This window comes from Lysinibacillus sp. KCTC 33748 (genome assembly GCF_002237755.1).
Taxonomy (GTDB): domain Bacteria; phylum Bacillota; class Bacilli; order Bacillales_A; family Planococcaceae; genus Lysinibacillus.
On sequence record NZ_MWSJ01000002.1, the window covers coordinates 51,976 to 69,051 of the forward strand.

A 17,076-nucleotide genomic window follows, 5' to 3' on the forward strand; every position below is an offset into this window, starting at 1 on the left:
CTTTTAGTGGGTGTCCAAACATCCGCTGAAAAAGAGGAGCTCAGGCTCAGAACTTCACATCCTGTGAAAACGCCTGAGTGACCGACATCGTGTCGGCCCTCACGCAGGCCTAAGCACAGAGCCGATTCTGGACGCAATTATGCCGAGGCATAATTGATAATACTGTTAGCTATCATTCCAATCATGATAATGATCATTCCGATTAAAGATAATCCAATAGGCCAAGAACCGTTTAAAAAAAGGATTTCACCTAGAACAGTAAATATCATTGTTCCAGCTTGTGTTGCCTCTACTGCCCCTAACAAAGAAAGGTTATTTTTCGCTAAGTCCGTAGCGAAGAAAAATGTCATTGTGGCGATAACACCCGAACATAAAGCTAATAAGAATCCTTGCATGATTTGCCCAGATGTTGGTATGCCAGTTGTAGTCCAACCATAAATCGCTAGTATAATACTAATAGGAAGGCTACCTATTGCCATGCCTAACACGCGTTGAAATGTATCTAAGCGACCCGCAACGACTTCCATCATTTTTCGATTACCGAAAGGGTATAAGAATGCAGCGATGACTACAGGGAGGAAGCCAGATAAAAATTGAGAAACAGTAATATCCCCAGCTTCTGTTAATTGCATACAAATGACACCTGACAAAATAAATAAAGAAACGAGTAAGCTTCGCATAGGGATTTTACCGCGAACTTGTTTAACCCCAGACTTCGTCTCCAATGTAATAAAAAATAACGGAGATAATAACAAACCAGCTAAAATAGTTATTTGCCATGTACCTGCTACGAGCCATGCAGGACTAAACACAGCAGCATAGCTTAATAATGAATAAAATCCAACCCCTGCTATTGTGCCATAGCCAATCCAGGCCAAAGGATGTTTACGCATTTCTACCCATAGTGGACGAAGGTTTTTGCGAAATAGGACGATAAAGAATAAAATGGGTAAAGCGAATAAAAATCGGAAGGAAGCAGTCCAAGCCCAGCTTGTTCCTGATACGTTCATAACTCGATTTATAATAAATGTAGCTGAAAAAAACGCAGAAGATAAAATACCTAATAAGATAGCACGCATTTCGTTCGCTCCTTTCTAAATATATATTATAATATAATTATTTAGATGGAAAGTAAATTATAATATACCGAAAGTGGGGTTTGTATGAAAGAACAAGAGGATATGCAAACAAAAGAAGTAATTTTGCAAGTTGGTCAACTGTTACGACAAATAAGGAATGAACAGAAATTAAGTTTAGAAGAGTTAGCGAAAAAAACGGGTGTTAGTAAATTAACATTAGGAAAAATTGAGAGAGGAGAAACGAATCCTACATTAGGCGTCATTTGGAAGATTACAAAAGGATTATCTATTCCGTTATCACGGCTTATGGTTATAGAAGATATAGTAAATGTCGCACGCTGCGGAGAAGGATTTATTATAGAAGAAAATCAAATGTGGCGATTAGAGACTATATTTCGTTACAAAAAAGAAACAGGATTGGAAATGCATCGTGCTTGTTTGCAACCGAATAGCAAATATGAGGCAGAACCTCATCATGAAGGAGCTATCGAATATGTAACAGTAATGAAAGGGGAAATTTCCATTCAAGTTGGACAAGAAATATATGTATTAAACGAGTTTGATTCGATTCAATTTGAAGCAAATAGAAAGCATAGCTATGAAAACACAGGAGATGAAGTTGCAGTTCTCCATTTAACCATGAAATATTTATCTTAAAAGCTGGAAGAGGTAGAATCCATAATCGTAGTTGATGGTAGTAAACTATATAATATTTCAATAAACAAAATCCCGAATATTGAACGTTATTCGGGATTTTGCTTTTCTTATTATATGTCTTTCATTTTCCAAAAGCTGCATTCATCATTATAAAGTGAATTTTTTAAGCTCTACAGACAATGTATTTGTCATGTCTTGAAGTTCTGAAACCTTTTCACTAATTTTCTGGAAGGAGTGTAGCTGCTCTTGGGTAGAAGCAGATATTTCCTCTGTTCCTGCAGCAGTTTCTTCCGTAATAGCTGAAATGTTTTCAATAGCACTGTTCATTTGCTGGCTCATTGCACTTGTTTGTTCCATATCCTCGGTAAGATGCTGTAACTGATCATTAATGTCTAGCACATGAGTTGCAATTGCTTCAAATGACTTCTCTGTATCCGTCATCGATTGTAATTGTTCTTTTGATAGCTGATGTCCCTGCTCTGCCGTAGAAAGAATGAGCGTAATGCCATCTTGTATATGTGTCACCATAGAAGAGATGAAAGCCGTTGCTTTTTCGGTTTCATGAGATAGTTTTTTGACTTCCTCTGCTACAATTGCGAATCCTTTTCCGGCTTCTCCAGCACGTGCAGCTTCGATGGCAGCATTTAATGCTAAGAGATTTGTTTGATCAGCAATAGCATGGACTACATTAGCGGCACCTTCAATTTCTGTTGTAAATTGAGAGAATTGAGTAACAGCCTCTTTGATGTTAATCGAAGTGGATGAAATATCCTTCGCAATAGAGGATTGCTTTTCTAGTGAACTACGACCATGTTGGACAGCAGTAAGTGCCTGGTTGCCGTTTATGGCTGATTGTTCACTTGTCTGCTGAACAGTAGTAAATTGATCAGCCATCGTATTCATAAGGACAGCCGTTGATTGGATATCTTCTGATATCGTTAGGCTTCCTTTTGCCAATTCGTCTGTTGATACAGCAATTTGTTGATTGCCCTCGTTAACGGTTTCAATATAGCTTGTGACATCCTTTGTGAAGAGACCAACATTTTTTCCTACATGATCAATGGATTGTACGGTGTTTTTTAAGTTAACAATCATTGTGGAAAAGTTCTCAGTTAATTGATCAACTTCATTTCGACTGCCTTTTTTAAAGGATAGGGAAGAGGTGTCAATGGTCAAATTCCCTGCAGCCACCGATTGTGCATAATCTACAATTCGGTTAATCGGATTTGTAATTTTTTTCGTTGCGACATACGAAAAAATGATAGTAGCAATAATTAGAAGGATACTACCAATTATTGCTGTTGTAGTAATGAAAGATATTTTTTGCTTTGCCAAATCATTCGTTTCTTTATACCATTCATTTGTTTCTTTTTTTAGTAGATACATATCATTCAAAATACCAGATATTCTTATTGCTTGTTTTTTTATTTCAGGACGATTGTGAGCAAGGAACCCTTCTTCTGAAGCCTTCGCTAACTCGTCATATTTATTATCGATTTTTTTGATGATAGCCTTATGCTCAGCGACTTTTGAAATCGTTGAGAGTTTTTCTAAATTTACTTTCGTTTCTTTTAAAATGGAAAGAGCTTCATTTTTATTGGCCTCACTATCTAAATAGGTGTAATTATTTAGTGATTGGCTCGCTACAACTAAACTTTGCTCAAGTTCTTTCACTGCTAGTAATAGTTCTGTATCATCTTCTGCAGTTGTTTGTATATCAGATGTTTGAACGATAATAAAGCCAATCATAGCCATTGCGAGGACAATAGGTATAAGTATGTTCATAAATAACTTTTTTCGAAGTGTCACTGGCTGTTCCCCTTTTCTGCAGAAACTTTTATTTTACCCGAAACAATATCTTCTTTTGCTTTTTCAATAGCAGCCTGTTGCTCAGGTGTAAGTTTAATCACACGTATATCCGCTAGGCCCACTCCGTTATCAGATAAACCGAATGAAAACGATTTTTCAGAGATTTTCCCGTCCTCATCTAATGTTTTAGCCATTTTAAAAACAGCTTGGTCGACATTTTTTAGCATCGATGTTACGACCGTTTTTTCGGCTATGTAAAATTGGTCAGTATCAACTCCCGCTGCATATACGCCCATTTGTTCAGCTTTTTTTATGGCGCCAAAGCCTGTGAAGCCCGCTGCATGATAGATAAAATCTACGCCGTTCTTTATGTAACGTTCTGCGATTGCGGCACCTGCCTCGGTATCATCAAATGTGCCAGCATACTCACTAACAATTTCAATATTTGGATTAAAATATCGAGCTCCCTCAATAAAGCCGTTTTCAAAATGATGGATAACTGGAACACTTACACCACCAATAAATCCTATCTTTCCAGTTTTACTCGTCATTGCGGCAACCATTCCAAGTAAAAAGCTACCTTCCTGCTCTTTAAAAGTGATTGAAGTGATATTTGCAACATCTGATTGACCATCAATAAGGATAAATTGCTGATCAGGATATTTTTTCGCAGTCTTTTCTAAAGCTTCCTGTACAGAGAATCCAAGACCGATAATGACGTTATACTTTTCAGCGACCAGTTCTTCTAGCCTCTGTTCGTAATTGCCATCAGGCGCTTCTTTATAATCGAACAAAATACCAAGCTCATCTCGTGCTTTCTCAAGCCCTTTAAAAGCTGAATCATTAAATGATTCGTCTCCAAGCCCTGCATCTGAGAGTAAGATCCCAATTTTATAGTCATCTAGCGCTTTTTCTGATGGAGTTGTTGAACAGCCTGCTACTAGTAACAAAACTATTAAACAAAAGCCAATCATTAATTTTTTCAAAATGAGTACCTCCAATTGTATGTATGATTTATATCGGCAAAAAGTTATTCTAAGTCAGATGTCAGACAATGGTTTTTTTATTTTACCATTAAATACTATCAGATTTTTTGTAATTTACTACAGGGATTTGGGTTTAAATCATTCTCGACATTTTCAATGCACTGAGTATTTAGTTCGCTTTTTGATGAATTTTCTCTATGAGTATAGTGAAAAAGGTAGGGGATGTTGCGAAATATTTATATATTTTGCAAAAATAACCCTTTTCTTTGTCAATCAAAATAGCCTCGCAAACATTTAAAGTGTTTGCAAGGCCAATTGTTTCTATTAAACTGCACCAAATAATTTTAATATATTTATAATTATGATTCCCACAATGCCAAAGTCTGAATCGCCAAATGTAGTGCCTTCGTAGCCGATATCACCCATAAAGATCAGTAGAATTGCAGGGATAAAGCTAATAATTAATCCATTGGCAAATGCTCCTGCCATAGACCCGACTCTACCACCAGTTGCATTACCGAATACTCCAGCAGCCGCACCTGTGAAGAAATGTGGTACAAGGCCAGGAACAATCACTTTTAGCCCTATGAGGGGGAGTATAAACATCGATACTAGGCCAGCTACAAAGCTAAACAGAAAGCCGATAATAACAGCATTTGGTGCGAACGGGAAAATCGTAGGGCAGTCTAATGCAGGCTTTGTGTTTGGCACAAGTTTATCTGCAATCCCTTTAAAAGCAGGAATTATTTCGGCAATTAGCATCCTTACGCCAGCCAAAATGATATAGACACCAGCGGCAAAGGTAATAGCTTGAATAATGGCAAAGACGATAAAGTTTGAACCGCCAGATAATTGCCCCTCAATATAGGTTTGACCTGCGAATAGGGCAACGATAATGAAAAATAGACTCATAGTTAAGGAAACAGCGACAGATGTATCTCTTAAAAAACCTAGAGATTTTGGGACTTTTATATCTTCGGTAGATTTTGCTTTGTTTCCAAAGATCTTTCCAATTTTAGCAGATATATAATAACCAATGCTTCCAAAATGACCGACAGCAAAATCATCACTACCTGTTATTTGACGAACAGTTGGTTGTAAAATGGCAGGGAATATGACCATGCAAATACCAAGTAAAATAGAACCAACGATAATAAGAGGTGTGCCGCTCATACCGCCAACAGAAAGTGATGCTGCAATTAAACACGCCATAAATAATGTATGATGACCAGTTAAAAAAATATATTTTAAAGGCGTAAATCGCGCAAATAAAATGTTCATAATCATACCGAAAACCATGATCATGGCGGTAGCTGTTCCGAAATTAGTTTGTGCGGCTGCTACAATCGCTTCATTATTGGGGATGACCCCTTGGACATTAAATGCATGATCAAACATATGACTAAAGTGATTTAAAGAACCAATTAAAACGGTAGCTCCCGCACCAAGAATTACAAAGCCCATAATCGTTTTTAACGTACCAGAAAGAACGGTTGAAGCTGACTTTTTTTGGATTAATAAACCGACAAAAGCGAATAGGCCGACTAATATAGCTGGTGTTCCCAAAATGTCATTCATCATAACATCTAACATATTAACACCTCATCCTATCCAATTTTTCATTCGTTTTTTCAAAAAATTTAATCCCTCATAACAACGGTTTCAGCTTTACTTTAATTTCTGAAATACTCATCATATTAACAATACTAACGATGTGACCTCTCTCTTCGGGCAATTGATTGACAATATCTTCTGCACCAATATAAATATCCGCTTTCTCGGCCTTGGCAGATGCTAAATCTGTATGAGTTACTTCTGCAACTTTTCCAAGCTCGGTTAATGCTTTTTTTACATTCAGCTCCATAATAAAGCTACTGCCTAAGCCATTCCCGCACACTACTAAAATTTTCATCAAGATGACTCCTTTGCCACAATTTGTTGAATTTCTTTAATAATCTCTTCTTTATACTGGCAGGCTATGATGCTTTCGATTTGTTTTGGTTCTCGCAAAATCTTTGTTAAGTCAACTAATGCTTGTAGATGTGAAGCATGACCGGTCGCAGCTAAGACAATAATTAAGAAAACAGGTTTTTTTGGTCCAAACAAGACAGGTTTTTGTAAGCTTAATAGGCTCATGGCTAGCGCGTTAACTCCTTCCGTGGGCCGTGCATGTGGAATCGCTACTTTTGGTGTAATGACTACATAAGGACCGTGTTTTTCAATGGAATGAATCATTGCCTCAATATAGCGTGCTTCGATTTTATTCTGCTTTAATAGTGGACTAGCAGCTAAATGAATAGCTTCCTGCCAAGTATTTACAAAATTTGCGAGTTGTATAGTATCTTTTGTCAGTAACTCAGTTAGCAAGTACAACCCTCCCTTCATAGGGATAAATAATCCCCATTCCATGTTATTATTGTTGATTACGGAATTATTCATAAGAGGATATATTTTTATTTGGCAAAATAATAAATTGTAATTTTTTACGTCAATATAAGTGAGCATCTACTAGTTATTTACATGATGATCATCGTGAGATTTGTAAAAAAATATAGTCTTAAAAAATTTGCGACATTTTGTGATTAAGGAACAAGCTATGAAGTTATAGCATTTGCATGACTTATCAAAGAAGTGAAGCAAAATATTTCTTGTTGGTGTGAATTATAATAGAAGGTAAATAAAAACAAAGAAAATTTTGTTCTAACTTTTTCAATTTAGCTTACACTTACTATAGGACGAACTTAGTGTTGAACAAGGGAGGAAATGACATAGCGAAAAAAATGGGAATTGTCGCGCTACTTATATTCGGTGTTTATGTGCTGTGTATGTATTGGTATATATTCCATAGCGGTGGTGGTACTATACCACGAGCGATGCAGGGGACAGCCGCAGATCCGGTGATGTTTATGTCTGAAAAAGAATTATATTTAAGTGGTGAATATTCGAAAATACGGAACTTCCTATTCTTTGTTGCTACACCTTTGGAATGGTTAGTCTTTTTCATGATATTAATAATGGGCGTATCACGTTATTTTGAAAAGGTAGCGACGTCACAAACAAAATGGAAGCTGTTACAAAATGCAAGCTACCTATTCTTATTATCATTTTTACTATATGTTGTACTATTCCCACTAAATTATTATCGTTACAATTTAAGCAAAACTTATGGTATTAGTACACAAGCATTTCCCTCATGGATGAGAGATAGTATTCTTGATTTTTGGGTTAACTTTGGCATGAGTTTAATTATCGTGTCTGTCCTTTACTGGCTTATCAAAAAAAGTGCCAAAAGATGGTGGCTCTATGCATGGTTTCTAACGATTCCATTCACAATATTTGTAATGTTTATTCAACCTGTAGTTATTGATCCTTTATATAATGATTTTTATCCGCTCAAAAATAAAGAGCTAGAGGCGAAAATTTTGTCTATTGCTGAACAGGCAAATATACCAGCAGAGCATGTATATGAAGTCAATATGGCAGAAAAAACAAATGCCTTAAATGCTTATGTAACGGGTATTGGCAGTAATTCGAGAATTGTGCTTTGGGATACAACGTTAAATCGTTTAACAGATAACGAAATATTATATATTATGGCTCATGAAATGGGACACTACGTTGAAAAGCATATTTATTTTGGTATTGCGGGATATCTTTTGCTGACATTGCTAGGGTTATGGCTATCAGCGAAATGTTTAAGGTGGTTGATTGGACGTTACGGACAGGTATTAAAAATTAAAAAAATCGGTGATATAAGCTCCTATCCATTGTTTTTACTCATAACATCCGTTTTATTATTTGCTTCAAGCCCTCTGTCGAATTATATTTCGAGGTATCAGGAAACGAGAGCTGATCAATATGCGATTGCATTAACGGGTGATCGAGAGTCCGCAGTTACTGCATTCCAAAAGCTAACGATATCTGGTTTAAGTGAAGTAAATCCACAGTTACTCGTAAAGTGGTTCCGTTATACACATCCACCAATGCTTGAACGTATTTCTAAGGTAGCAGAGAGTGTAGAAGAGAATAAAGAGGAGCCTTTAAAAGAAGTGCCGATAAAAGAGGAGCAGAAAAAAGAATATCAGAAGAAATAAATGTCGATTTTTTAATTGCAATACTCCAGGTTTTTTGAACGAATAAGTTGGGTATTCTAAGATTAAAACTGTTCGTTAATGATAGGGGAATTGTTATGCGTAATATTGTCGTTATTACACTTTCATCGATATTAGTCGCCTTTGCCTATAACTTTTTGTTAATCCCACATGAGATTTTAAGTGGGGGATTAAGCGGGATTGCTATCATGCTTGGTATTATTACGCCTTTAAATACAGGGGTAATAAATTTACTATTGAACTTGCCTTTACTTATTTTAGGGGTCTTAAAGCTGGGAAAACAATTCATAGGATATACCATTCTTTCAGTAGTTGTTTTGTCAGCAAGTTTGTATATTATTCCAATCCATAAAGCTACCCAAGACCCAATTCTCGCCTCATTATTCGGTGGTGTTATTGTGGGCTTAGGGATGGGCATGATTTATCGTGCGGCAGGTTCCTCGGGAGGTTTTGATATTATAGCGATGCTGCTAAGTCGCAAACGGGATTTTCCACTAGGTACATTAATCTCTGCGATGAACGGTATCGTTGTAGCTATCTCCGGATTCGTTTTTAGCTGGGATGCGGCATTACTGACGCTCGTATCGATTTATGCCACAGGGAAGGTTGTCGACACGATTCATACGAGTCATATTAAATTGACACTGATGATTATTACGAGCAAGGGTGAGGATGTCAAGCAGCAACTACTGGAAAAGCTTCATAGAGGTGTAACTATTATGGATGCGAAAGGTGCTTATTCAGGCGAAGGGCGAAAAGTTTTAATTACCGTCATTACGCGCTATCAGCTTGCTGAAGTAAAAGGGTTGATAAAAGAAGCAGATGCCAAATCCTTCGTCAATATATTGCAAACTACCGAGGTCATCGGCATGTTTGATAGGGGTATAAAGTAAAGGGTATTCTGGAAAATACGTTTATCTTACTAGAAGCAAATAAATATGTATTCCATCTACACACGTTGTGAATTATAATTAATATAATCGAACGTGTGTTTTTATATTTTTAAAGGGAGTGGGGTTAAATCATGAACAAAGAAACAATTCACGCATATTGCTTAAAGCTTCACGGAACAACGTATGATTACAAAGAAGAATGGCAGGCGGATCGCTATCATATTGGGGGTAAAATGTATGGGATGATGGGCGGCGATGCTACTGGTAGACCGGTACTTACGTTGAAATGTGAACCGATTCGAGCTGAAGAGTTGAGAGAAGCCTATGAAGGTATTATTCCAGGCTACTATATGAATAAAACACATTGGAATTCAATTTATATGGATGTAGATGATGTACCTATGGATTTAGTTGAAAATTTAATCAAACATTCTTATGAGCTAGTTTTCGGAAAGTTAACAAAAAAAGCTCAACTGGAAATTCAGTTATTGAAGAATTGAAGTGATAAATACCGGTGCGTCAAAGTAATGCCCTAGGCAAAGGAATGGGTGTAGAATCAGCGAAGAAATACTCCGATCCAGCCGATATTTACTCCACCGCCTAAAAGGAATAGGTGAATACCCGTGCGAACCAACACTATATATGAAATAAAAAAAGAATCTGTAAGTTTCTCCAGCTTAACTGCGAAAGAAAGCAGATTCTTTTTTGTAGCTTCCATGCATACTTAGTTATACCCTAGTTCACCAAATGGCTGCAGCTTGTCGAGCCATTTTTGTTCTAGTTTTTCTAGCTCTTTTTTGGCATCGAAATAACCTTCTTCTTTTTTCTTCAAATATTCCACAACTTCAATATCAAAAGCATCGTTGCCGAAAGTGTTGTAATCGGCTTGTAGCTCTTTATTAGTATGTGTATTTGTTTTTAACATAAACTGAAAGCCGTTTAAGCGTTTTAAATTATTGAAGCTACCTACAAACACTTTACCATTTTGTTTATTGGTCATTGTGAAAACACCAGCTTCAATTTTTATTTCTTTATACAGTTCCTTTAATTCTTTTTTATGGTCCATTGGTAACCCTGCTTTCTTATTTTTTGATCCAGTAAGCACTGCCATCCTCTTTTCGATCCATGAAGCCGTATTCGATTAAATAGCGACGTATTTGCACATAGTCCTCATATATTGGTTGAATCATTTCGTTTAATTCTTTTTCTGAATAATGTGTTGTTTCATCGAAAATCTTTGTGATTGCACGGAGGATGACAATTTTGTGCTTTTCACGTTTTGGGAAGCGGACAAGCTCCTTGCCGATGCCGTTTGGAAAGTACTTTTCAAGTAATTGCTGTTCTTCAGAAATTGTAATGTTATAGCGATCGTCGACCATCGTTGCCGTTTTGTGGATAGGTACAAAGCTATCTTCCTTTTCATTTTGTTCTTTTAATAGCTCCATCATTGCAAGAAAGGTTTTCGCTTGACGTTCCTTTTCTTTAAGAGTAAAGCGATGGTGACGTATCGTTGTTGCACTACCAATTTCCAGCTCTTCTTTAATTTCTTGATCGGTTTTTCCTTCATAAAATAAGCGTGAAATATGACTTTGATGATCAGTTAGACCTGTCATTTTTTTATGAAGGCCGTTTAAATAATGAAATACTGATTGATGTGCAGCAGTAATATGATGTTGCATAAATTTTTCTGCCTCGAAGAGAACGCCTTCATGTGGATAAATAATACCCTTTTCAATTTTTTCTCCGCAAAGTAAACAAGTGAAATGTGTTGCTTCATCATGGTAGCCTTTTTTTATGTCATGGATTGAAGCTTGCCAAAATAATTCATTTACATCCATTGGATATCCTCCTAGAAAAACAAACGATTTATAATTTTGTTTGCTTATTTATTATTAAGATAACAAATTGTTTAGGAGAAATCAATAAAAAACACATCGTTTTGTAAACGATGTGCGAAAATGTTTATTTATTTTTCTTTTTAAAAATAATGATAGATAAGATGGCTAGTACAATAATTGTTACGACAATAATGATAATGCTTGTTGAGGTACTTAGTATATTTCCGTGAAGGTCATAGACAATCCCATACATTATTTTATAATCCTCTACCTGTGAAGCAGGCGCACCTTCGAAAACCTTGGAAATTGAGTTGTCCATAAAGGCATTACGTAGTAGTAGCGTTGTATGACTGATAGGGAAATACATAATAAGATTTTGAGCAAAGGATGGAAGTGCACCAACAGGTACATAAACACCACAAAAGAAACCGAGTGCTGTACCGACGATTGTACTAAGAGTTGAAAATGAATGTTGGGTATTAGCAAGTAATACAAGGAACAGGTTAAAAACACTGGCCAGTAACACGGATATAAATAGTAATCCTACTACTTTGATGAAAGCCTCAAAGCTTAATAGCTGACCGCCAGTTGTTGCGATAAAAATTTCACAGCCAATAAGGGCGATAAAGGAAAAGATACAGCCAATGATAAAGGCATTTAATACATAGCTAAATTGAATGGTTGCTCGAGAGATCGGTGCTGTTAAAAAATCAGCTTGCGCTTTTGATTCAAGGTCCTTAACAGCAATTCCATAAGCGGCAAGTGTAGTCGAAACAGCTGTCATCGAGAGTAAACCAGCGACAATCCATTCATTGACCATCGTTATCAATTCGGGAGTAGACTTTGTCACTTGTTCTATTGCATTTACTTGCATTTTTTGAAGAAATACTGCGTAAAGGATAATTACGATAATGACGGAAAGCAGCGAGTAAAAGACTTGTGTTTTATCACGTCTAAAAACCTTGTTATTTCGTTGTACTAAGCTAAATAATGCTTCCATTAAGCTGCGCCTCCCTCGGCCATAATATGAAGAAAGACATCGTCCATCGTACCTTTGATGACTTCAAACGAAGCAATAAGCGACTCGGCTTGTTTTAATAGCGATAAAGCATGGAGTGTCGAGTCGACTCGGATGGAGAAGATACCTAGCTTTTCTGTATAAGAGATTGCATTGTCTTCGAGCCATTGTATTCCTTCCGAACTATTATGAAAAACAATTGCCATTGAATCATAGGCGTATTTTGTTTTAAGAGTATCTGGTGTTCCTTCTGCAACAATTTCTCCTTCTTTTAAGACGATGACTTGATGAGCGACAGCCGCTTCTTCCATATAATGCGTTGTTAAAAAAACAGTCATGTTTGTTTCGAGCTGAAGCTGCTTAATGGCTTGCCAAACGAATTGACGCGTTTGTGGATCAAGTCCAGTTGTTGGTTCATCTAAAAACAATATTTTTGGTCGATGGATAAGGGCTCGAGCAATATCAGCACGCCTTTTTTGACCACCCGATAAAGTCCCATACTTGCGCTTTTCTATATCAGCTAAATATAAATATGTTGAAACGAATTGATAGTTTTCGGTTAATTGTTTTTTCGATAAGCCATATGTTTTACCGCGGTGAAGTATATTTTCCTGCACTGTTAATCGTTCATCTAGTAAACTTTGTTGGAATACAACACCGATGGATTTTCGAATTTCCGCATTGTCATTGCTTGCATCAAGTGTATAACCATTAATGTTTACAGTACCGCTTGATTTTTTTAGCAATGTACAAAGTATTTCAATAGTCGTTGATTTCCCTGCACCATTTGCACCTAAAAAGGCGAAGAGGGAACCTTGCTCAACCGTAAATGAAATACCTTTTACGGCCTGATGATTGCCATATTGCTTACATAGATTTTCAACTTGTATAGCAAAGGTCATATTGTTTTATTCCTTTCTTTTTTGAATTACTTGATTGATTTTTGCAATATCATTTTTCTGGATTACATAAATAATGCACCAAGCGAAAAAGAAAATAATAGCTTCGCTTATAAAAATAGACGTAATGCTTGAATGTTCAAACCAGCGCCCGAAATAGCCTGCAATCAACACACACAGCGTAACTGTAAGTACATGTAAAATAAACTGAGCAATAAAAGGTAAACGCTCTATATCAAAGATGATGGACAGCAGACCTATTACAGCTCCAAGTATGGCGGCGATTATTATTTGTTCAAGTAATTCCGGCCCTGTGATCACAGCGTTATTAGATATGACACTTAATGTTACTAAGACGTAGGAAGAGCTAAGTGATATGAGTATTCCGATTATCATCATGCGAATAAATTTCATATTATGAGTCCCTCCCAATACCTAAGTGATGTTTTAGTTCTTTTAAATATTTGCGACTAACATGGACGGACACATCGTTTTCTAAAATCAGTTCTGTTGTACCGATTTTACCCATTTGAATAGAGGCAATTTTGTTAATGTTGACAAGTGTTGATTTGCTGACTCTGGCAAAGTCTTTCGCTAATTGCGCTTCTAGCTCATATAATTTACGCTTCGTTTCGAATTCCTGTTCCTCTGTCTGCAAAAAAACTTTTGCACCCTCTGCATAAATGGAGTAAATATCCGAAATTTTTAGCATATGAATTTCCTGTTGAAAGTAGCCATCTAGCATCGTTGTTTGTGAAGTTTGTAGCTGCTTCATCAGTCGTTCAATTTGCTCGGTGTATTCCTTTGCATGTATATGAACCTCAGTTTCTTCTAGCTCACTATTGATTGTTAAATGAATTTTCATTGGAGGCCTCCTTTACATATCTCCGCTTGGAGAAACACTGAATCAGGTAATAATAATGTAGCATAGAAAATTTTGGCTTGGAGAAAATCTTGGATAAGAGGTTAAATTTTGTAGATAACAGGTTCAATTTGAACGTTATATGACCTTGCAAAAAAGTGATGATGTAGAAAAATAGGCAGGTTCACGGCATAATAGAATGATACAATCATGAGGGGTTGCTTCTATGTTTATTTTTGACAAGCACATGTTCATTACATTATATATAGGGTTAACAGGTGCAGTTTTATTTAATTTATTACATATTCCAATGCCTTGGTTACTTGGAGCTATAGCAGCGGTGCTAATAGTTCAGTTATCAACAAAAGTACAATTGAAATGGCATAAATATTTTCGTAATTTTGGTTTAATCGTTGCGGGCTATTCCATTGGTTTTGCGTTTACGCCAGAAGCGGTGCAGGATATTAAACAATTTATAGGAAGTATAATTGTTTTAAACGTATTATTTATTGTATTGTTTTTTGGTGTTAGTTATTTAGTGGCCAAACGTGCGGATTTAGATTTTTCGACTGCGTTGACTTGCTGTGTCCCTGGTGGCATGTCTCAAGTAGTTGCCTTTGCCGAGGAGCAAGGGGACATGGATATGGTCGTGATTACGTTTTTCCAAATATTAAGGGTTCTTTTAATAGTCGGCTTTGTGCCATTAATGGTGTCAGGGGCTGGGGGAACTGGTGTAGTTGTCAGCGGAGCGTATTCATGGAGCTTAATAGGATTACTTGCTGTCTGTGGAGGAGCAGGTTGGCTAGCGCAAATGGCAAGAATTCCGACAGGCTTTATGCTTGGCCCAGTGTTTTTATTGATGGGTATCAATATAGCAGGGATTGACGTACCGAAATTGCCGTTGTCACTACTTCATATTGCACAGCTGATGCTTGGCATTTACATCGGACTTTTATTGAAAAAAGAGGATTTACATTTATCGAAGAAGCATGTGTTTTACGCATTTGTATCGGCAGGTATCTTTATTGGTGCAGCTTATGGTTTAACATTTGTTATGAAGAGCTTTTACAGCCTAGATTTTCGAACAGGCTTTTTAAGTATTGTACCAGGCGGACTTGATCAAATGGGGATTATCGCGGCTTCCGTGCATGCAAATGTCACGATCGTCACCGCATTTCAGCTGTTCCGAGTGCTTGTCGTATCCGTTTTCCTCGTACCGTTTGTGAAAACGTTTGTGAAAAAAGTGAAAACGTAGAGTACAGGTGGATATCACCAGTTTATTGTGTGGAAAATTTATGAAATATAAACACTGTATGTATATAAGTTGATCTTCGTTCTGGCTGTGAGACTCCTTGGGGATCAGCAATAGAGGAACGAAGGCTAAAACCATCACATTCTGTGATAACACCTTCGTGACCAACATTCTGTCGATGCCGCTACGTTAGCACTACGCTTTCGCACAGAAAACATTTGTTGCCCCAAGCGGCTCATCGGACGCCCACAGGAAGCTTTGCTCTGTGCGAAAGCGAAGCGTCAGTAACAACAAAAAGCCTAGCCGGAACGGAAATCAACCACACATTATGGTATCGATCCTAGTATTGTAATGTTTGTTGGTTTTGGAAACTAAAAACTTATTCTAACGTCTTTACTTCGAAGGGTGAAGGGAGAAGAACATTGTTTAAATATGTTATACAACCAATACTTGGTTTCTTGACTTTATTAATGTCAACAGCTATTTCTTGGTATGAGGGAAGTGAAATCATAGACGATTCAGTGGAATGGAAGTATTCAACACCATTTTCTCAGTTATTTAATATTGAGATAAACAATGGTCGGGATATTAGCCAGCTTGATTACTTTGTCTATGCGGCTAAATTTCAACCATTTTTTCCTACTATTATGACCGTAAGTGTTATTTATATTTTTGCAGTTCTTATTTTTTTCATTTACCAACTAAATCGTCAATTAGCCATTATCATGTCAGGAATTATAAGTTGTGTAGTTATTATTAGTAGTGGTATATTTCTTAACTCTACAACCAGTGGAGGGAATATATTCTTTTGGATTACAGCTGTCGGTGCATTAATTTTTATATGTATTACAATAAGTTTATGGTACAAGAAAAAATTACATTGTTTGCGTGCGAACACTAGTAAATAAGTATTTGTACTAGAGCTCGCATTTTTTCAATCTTATAGCTACTCAATTTAATATTGAACAAAATGAGGATATGATCGTGTTAAAAGCATTTTGTGTATGTAATGGGATACCGATAGCCTTAAAAGAAATGGGATGACGAATAAAAAAGATTGCCCATTAGATATTATCCTAATGAACAATCTTTCGAGCCACAAAGCCCTTACCATCTCTCCAGCACGTGCTATGTTGATTGATCAATGAGTGCCAATAAATTGTTTGATCAGCTAGCATGAATACTATCCTGCATAGCTTCCGCGTTTCACTAGCACTATGTTTTTGTGCTTGCGCTACTCGCTAATTCTTGCATATTAGCTGTAATAATCGCTATTCATCCAAACTCATTTAGAAATTTTTTGTTTTACACATCGTTTTATTATAAAACTTACTAAAACACTTATAAAAAGTATTACTAATGGAATGGATTGAATATTTAAAAATCCTTGAATAAAAGCAAGGGACCCTTTACTGGGGTCATCTGTTGTGAAGATGCCAATAAAGAATGAAATTGGAGCAACAGCTACATTAATTACTAAAGCAATACCGATGAAGAAAAATGAGAAACTCTTCTTTCCAACCGATATGATAATTACTACTACAATTAAAAATGCCAATACTAATACGAAAAGTTCTGATATATCTAAACACCTCTTGCCGTTAAAATATGTATATCTGAATTAATAATTCAAAGTATTTTTCATTATATATCATTGATCTATTATTATGT

At 36.5% G+C, this 17,076-nt stretch carries 19 protein-coding genes; 7 read left to right on the forward strand and 12 right to left on the reverse strand.

Annotated features, from left to right (window positions below; translation table 11 throughout):
* Nucleotides 1–137: 137 nt before the first annotated feature.
* The gene (locus tag B1B04_RS03010) at nucleotides 138–1,079 is read right to left on the reverse strand and encodes a DMT family transporter (protein ID WP_079559859.1); all 942 of its coding nucleotides are present in this window, start codon (nucleotides 1,077–1,079) and stop codon (nucleotides 138–140) included.
* An 84-nt stretch (nucleotides 1,080–1,163) separates the two neighbouring features.
* Between B1B04_RS03010 and B1B04_RS03015 the strand changes: the two genes are divergently transcribed.
* Nucleotides 1,164–1,736 (forward strand): helix-turn-helix domain-containing protein, encoded by a 573-nt coding sequence (locus tag B1B04_RS03015; protein ID WP_079559860.1) that lies wholly within the window; start codon nucleotides 1,164–1,166, stop codon nucleotides 1,734–1,736.
* Between the two features lie 147 nt (nucleotides 1,737–1,883).
* Here B1B04_RS03015 and B1B04_RS03020 read toward each other — a convergent pair whose 3' ends face one another.
* The 5 genes from B1B04_RS03020 to B1B04_RS03040 form a co-directional block, all read right to left on the reverse strand.
* Nucleotides 1,884–3,545 (reverse strand): methyl-accepting chemotaxis protein, encoded by a 1,662-nt coding sequence (locus tag B1B04_RS03020; RefSeq protein ID WP_079559861.1) that lies wholly within the window; start codon nucleotides 3,543–3,545, stop codon nucleotides 1,884–1,886.
* On the reverse strand, nucleotides 3,542–4,531 hold the full coding sequence (locus B1B04_RS03025; protein ID WP_079559862.1) for a BMP family lipoprotein: 990 nt from the start codon (nucleotides 4,529–4,531) through the stop codon (nucleotides 3,542–3,544). The genes B1B04_RS03020 and B1B04_RS03025 overlap by 4 nt, the downstream gene beginning before the upstream one ends.
* 324 nt (nucleotides 4,532–4,855) lie before the next feature.
* Nucleotides 4,856–6,124, reverse strand: a complete 1,269-nt coding sequence (locus B1B04_RS03030; protein WP_079559863.1) for a PTS ascorbate transporter subunit IIC — start codon at nucleotides 6,122–6,124, stop codon at nucleotides 4,856–4,858.
* Nucleotides 6,125–6,179: 55 nt separating this feature from the next.
* A complete protein-coding gene (locus B1B04_RS03035) occupies nucleotides 6,180–6,443 on the reverse strand; it encodes a PTS sugar transporter subunit IIB (protein WP_079559864.1) in 264 nt (87 codons plus the stop codon).
* Nucleotides 6,443–6,898 carry a PTS sugar transporter subunit IIA gene (locus tag B1B04_RS03040; protein WP_079559865.1) on the reverse strand — a complete coding sequence of 152 codons (456 nt, stop codon included), beginning with the start codon at nucleotides 6,896–6,898 and terminating at the stop codon, nucleotides 6,443–6,445. Before B1B04_RS03040 ends, B1B04_RS03035 begins: the two co-directional genes overlap by 1 nt.
* Nucleotides 6,899–7,299: 401 nt before the next feature.
* On the opposite strand from B1B04_RS03040, the gene B1B04_RS03045 reads away from it, so the two are divergent.
* From B1B04_RS03045 to B1B04_RS03055, 3 genes are all read left to right on the forward strand, one after another.
* Complete coding sequence (locus B1B04_RS03045) at nucleotides 7,300–8,625, forward strand: M48 family metallopeptidase (protein WP_079560349.1); 1,326 nt, start codon at nucleotides 7,300–7,302, stop codon at nucleotides 8,623–8,625.
* A 95-nt stretch (nucleotides 8,626–8,720) separates the two neighbouring features.
* Nucleotides 8,721–9,536, forward strand: a complete 816-nt coding sequence (locus B1B04_RS03050) for a YitT family protein (protein ID WP_079559866.1) — start codon at nucleotides 8,721–8,723, stop codon at nucleotides 9,534–9,536.
* 131 nt (nucleotides 9,537–9,667) lie between these two features.
* Entirely contained in the window at nucleotides 9,668–10,036 is a 369-nt protein-coding gene (locus B1B04_RS03055) for an MmcQ/YjbR family DNA-binding protein (protein ID WP_079559867.1), read from the forward strand.
* 224 nt (nucleotides 10,037–10,260) lie between these two features.
* On the opposite strand, the gene B1B04_RS03060 is transcribed toward B1B04_RS03055, so the two are convergent.
* The 6 genes from B1B04_RS03060 to B1B04_RS03085 all read right to left on the reverse strand — a co-directional run bounded on the left by B1B04_RS03060 (nucleotide 10,261) and on the right by B1B04_RS03085 (nucleotide 14,156).
* The gene (locus tag B1B04_RS03060; RefSeq protein WP_079560350.1) at nucleotides 10,261–10,602 is read right to left on the reverse strand and encodes a GIY-YIG nuclease family protein; all 342 of its coding nucleotides are present in this window, start codon (nucleotides 10,600–10,602) and stop codon (nucleotides 10,261–10,263) included.
* Between the two features lie 16 nt (nucleotides 10,603–10,618).
* On the reverse strand, nucleotides 10,619–11,374 hold the full coding sequence (locus tag B1B04_RS03065; protein WP_079559868.1) for a DUF2087 domain-containing protein: 756 nt from the start codon (nucleotides 11,372–11,374) through the stop codon (nucleotides 10,619–10,621).
* Between the two features lie 124 nt (nucleotides 11,375–11,498).
* Nucleotides 11,499–12,374 (reverse strand): ABC transporter permease, encoded by an 876-nt coding sequence (locus B1B04_RS03070; RefSeq protein WP_079559869.1) that lies wholly within the window; start codon nucleotides 12,372–12,374, stop codon nucleotides 11,499–11,501.
* Nucleotides 12,374–13,294: an ABC transporter ATP-binding protein gene (locus B1B04_RS03075; RefSeq protein WP_079559870.1), complete on the reverse strand. Its 921-nt coding sequence runs from the start codon at nucleotides 13,292–13,294 to the stop codon at nucleotides 12,374–12,376. Before B1B04_RS03075 ends, B1B04_RS03070 begins: the two co-directional genes overlap by 1 nt.
* 6 nt (nucleotides 13,295–13,300) lie before the next feature.
* Nucleotides 13,301–13,705, reverse strand: a complete 405-nt coding sequence (locus B1B04_RS03080) for a DUF3021 domain-containing protein (RefSeq protein ID WP_079559871.1) — start codon at nucleotides 13,703–13,705, stop codon at nucleotides 13,301–13,303.
* 1 nt (nucleotide 13,706) lies between these two features.
* Complete coding sequence (locus B1B04_RS03085) at nucleotides 13,707–14,156, reverse strand: LytTR family DNA-binding domain-containing protein (RefSeq protein ID WP_079559872.1); 450 nt, start codon at nucleotides 14,154–14,156, stop codon at nucleotides 13,707–13,709.
* Nucleotides 14,157–14,379: 223 nt separating this feature from the next.
* Between B1B04_RS03085 and B1B04_RS03090 the strand changes: the two genes are divergently transcribed.
* From B1B04_RS03090 to B1B04_RS25270, 3 genes are all read left to right on the forward strand, one after another.
* The gene (locus tag B1B04_RS03090; protein ID WP_079559873.1) at nucleotides 14,380–15,408 is read left to right on the forward strand and encodes an AbrB family transcriptional regulator; all 1,029 of its coding nucleotides are present in this window, start codon (nucleotides 14,380–14,382) and stop codon (nucleotides 15,406–15,408) included.
* A 419-nt stretch (nucleotides 15,409–15,827) separates the two neighbouring features.
* Nucleotides 15,828–16,313, forward strand: a complete 486-nt coding sequence (locus B1B04_RS03095) for a YjdJ family protein (RefSeq protein ID WP_079559874.1) — start codon at nucleotides 15,828–15,830, stop codon at nucleotides 16,311–16,313.
* Between the two features lie 519 nt (nucleotides 16,314–16,832).
* Nucleotides 16,833–17,030, forward strand: a complete 198-nt coding sequence (locus B1B04_RS25270; RefSeq protein WP_139376936.1) for a hypothetical protein — start codon at nucleotides 16,833–16,835, stop codon at nucleotides 17,028–17,030.
* The last annotated feature ends 46 nt before the right edge of the window (nucleotides 17,031–17,076 follow it).

Bases quoted from the DNA above. Each gene is read 5' to 3' on its own strand.
- B1B04_RS03010 (WP_079559859.1), bottom strand. From the start codon at position 1,079: ATGCGTGCTATCTTATTAGGTATTTTATCTTCTGCGTTTTTTTCAGCT.
- B1B04_RS03015 (WP_079559860.1), top strand. From the start codon at position 1,164: ATGAAAGAACAAGAGGATATGCAAACAAAAGAAGTAATTTTGCAAGTT.
- B1B04_RS03030 (WP_079559863.1), bottom strand. From the start codon at position 6,124: ATGTTAGATGTTATGATGAATGACATTTTGGGAACACCAGCTATATTA.
- B1B04_RS03035 (WP_079559864.1), bottom strand. From the start codon at position 6,443: ATGAAAATTTTAGTAGTGTGCGGGAATGGCTTAGGCAGTAGCTTTATT.
- B1B04_RS03050 (WP_079559866.1), top strand. From the start codon at position 8,721: ATGCGTAATATTGTCGTTATTACACTTTCATCGATATTAGTCGCCTTT.
- B1B04_RS03055 (WP_079559867.1), top strand. From the start codon at position 9,668: ATGAACAAAGAAACAATTCACGCATATTGCTTAAAGCTTCACGGAACA.
- B1B04_RS03060 (WP_079560350.1), bottom strand. From the start codon at position 10,602: ATGGACCATAAAAAAGAATTAAAGGAACTGTATAAAGAAATAAAAATT.
- B1B04_RS03065 (WP_079559868.1), bottom strand. From the start codon at position 11,374: ATGGATGTAAATGAATTATTTTGGCAAGCTTCAATCCATGACATAAAA.
- B1B04_RS03070 (WP_079559869.1), bottom strand. From the start codon at position 12,374: ATGGAAGCATTATTTAGCTTAGTACAACGAAATAACAAGGTTTTTAGA.
- B1B04_RS03075 (WP_079559870.1), bottom strand. From the start codon at position 13,294: ATGACCTTTGCTATACAAGTTGAAAATCTATGTAAGCAATATGGCAAT.
- B1B04_RS03080 (WP_079559871.1), bottom strand. From the start codon at position 13,705: ATGAAATTTATTCGCATGATGATAATCGGAATACTCATATCACTTAGC.
- B1B04_RS03085 (WP_079559872.1), bottom strand. From the start codon at position 14,156: ATGAAAATTCATTTAACAATCAATAGTGAGCTAGAAGAAACTGAGGTT.
- B1B04_RS03090 (WP_079559873.1), top strand. From the start codon at position 14,380: ATGTTTATTTTTGACAAGCACATGTTCATTACATTATATATAGGGTTA.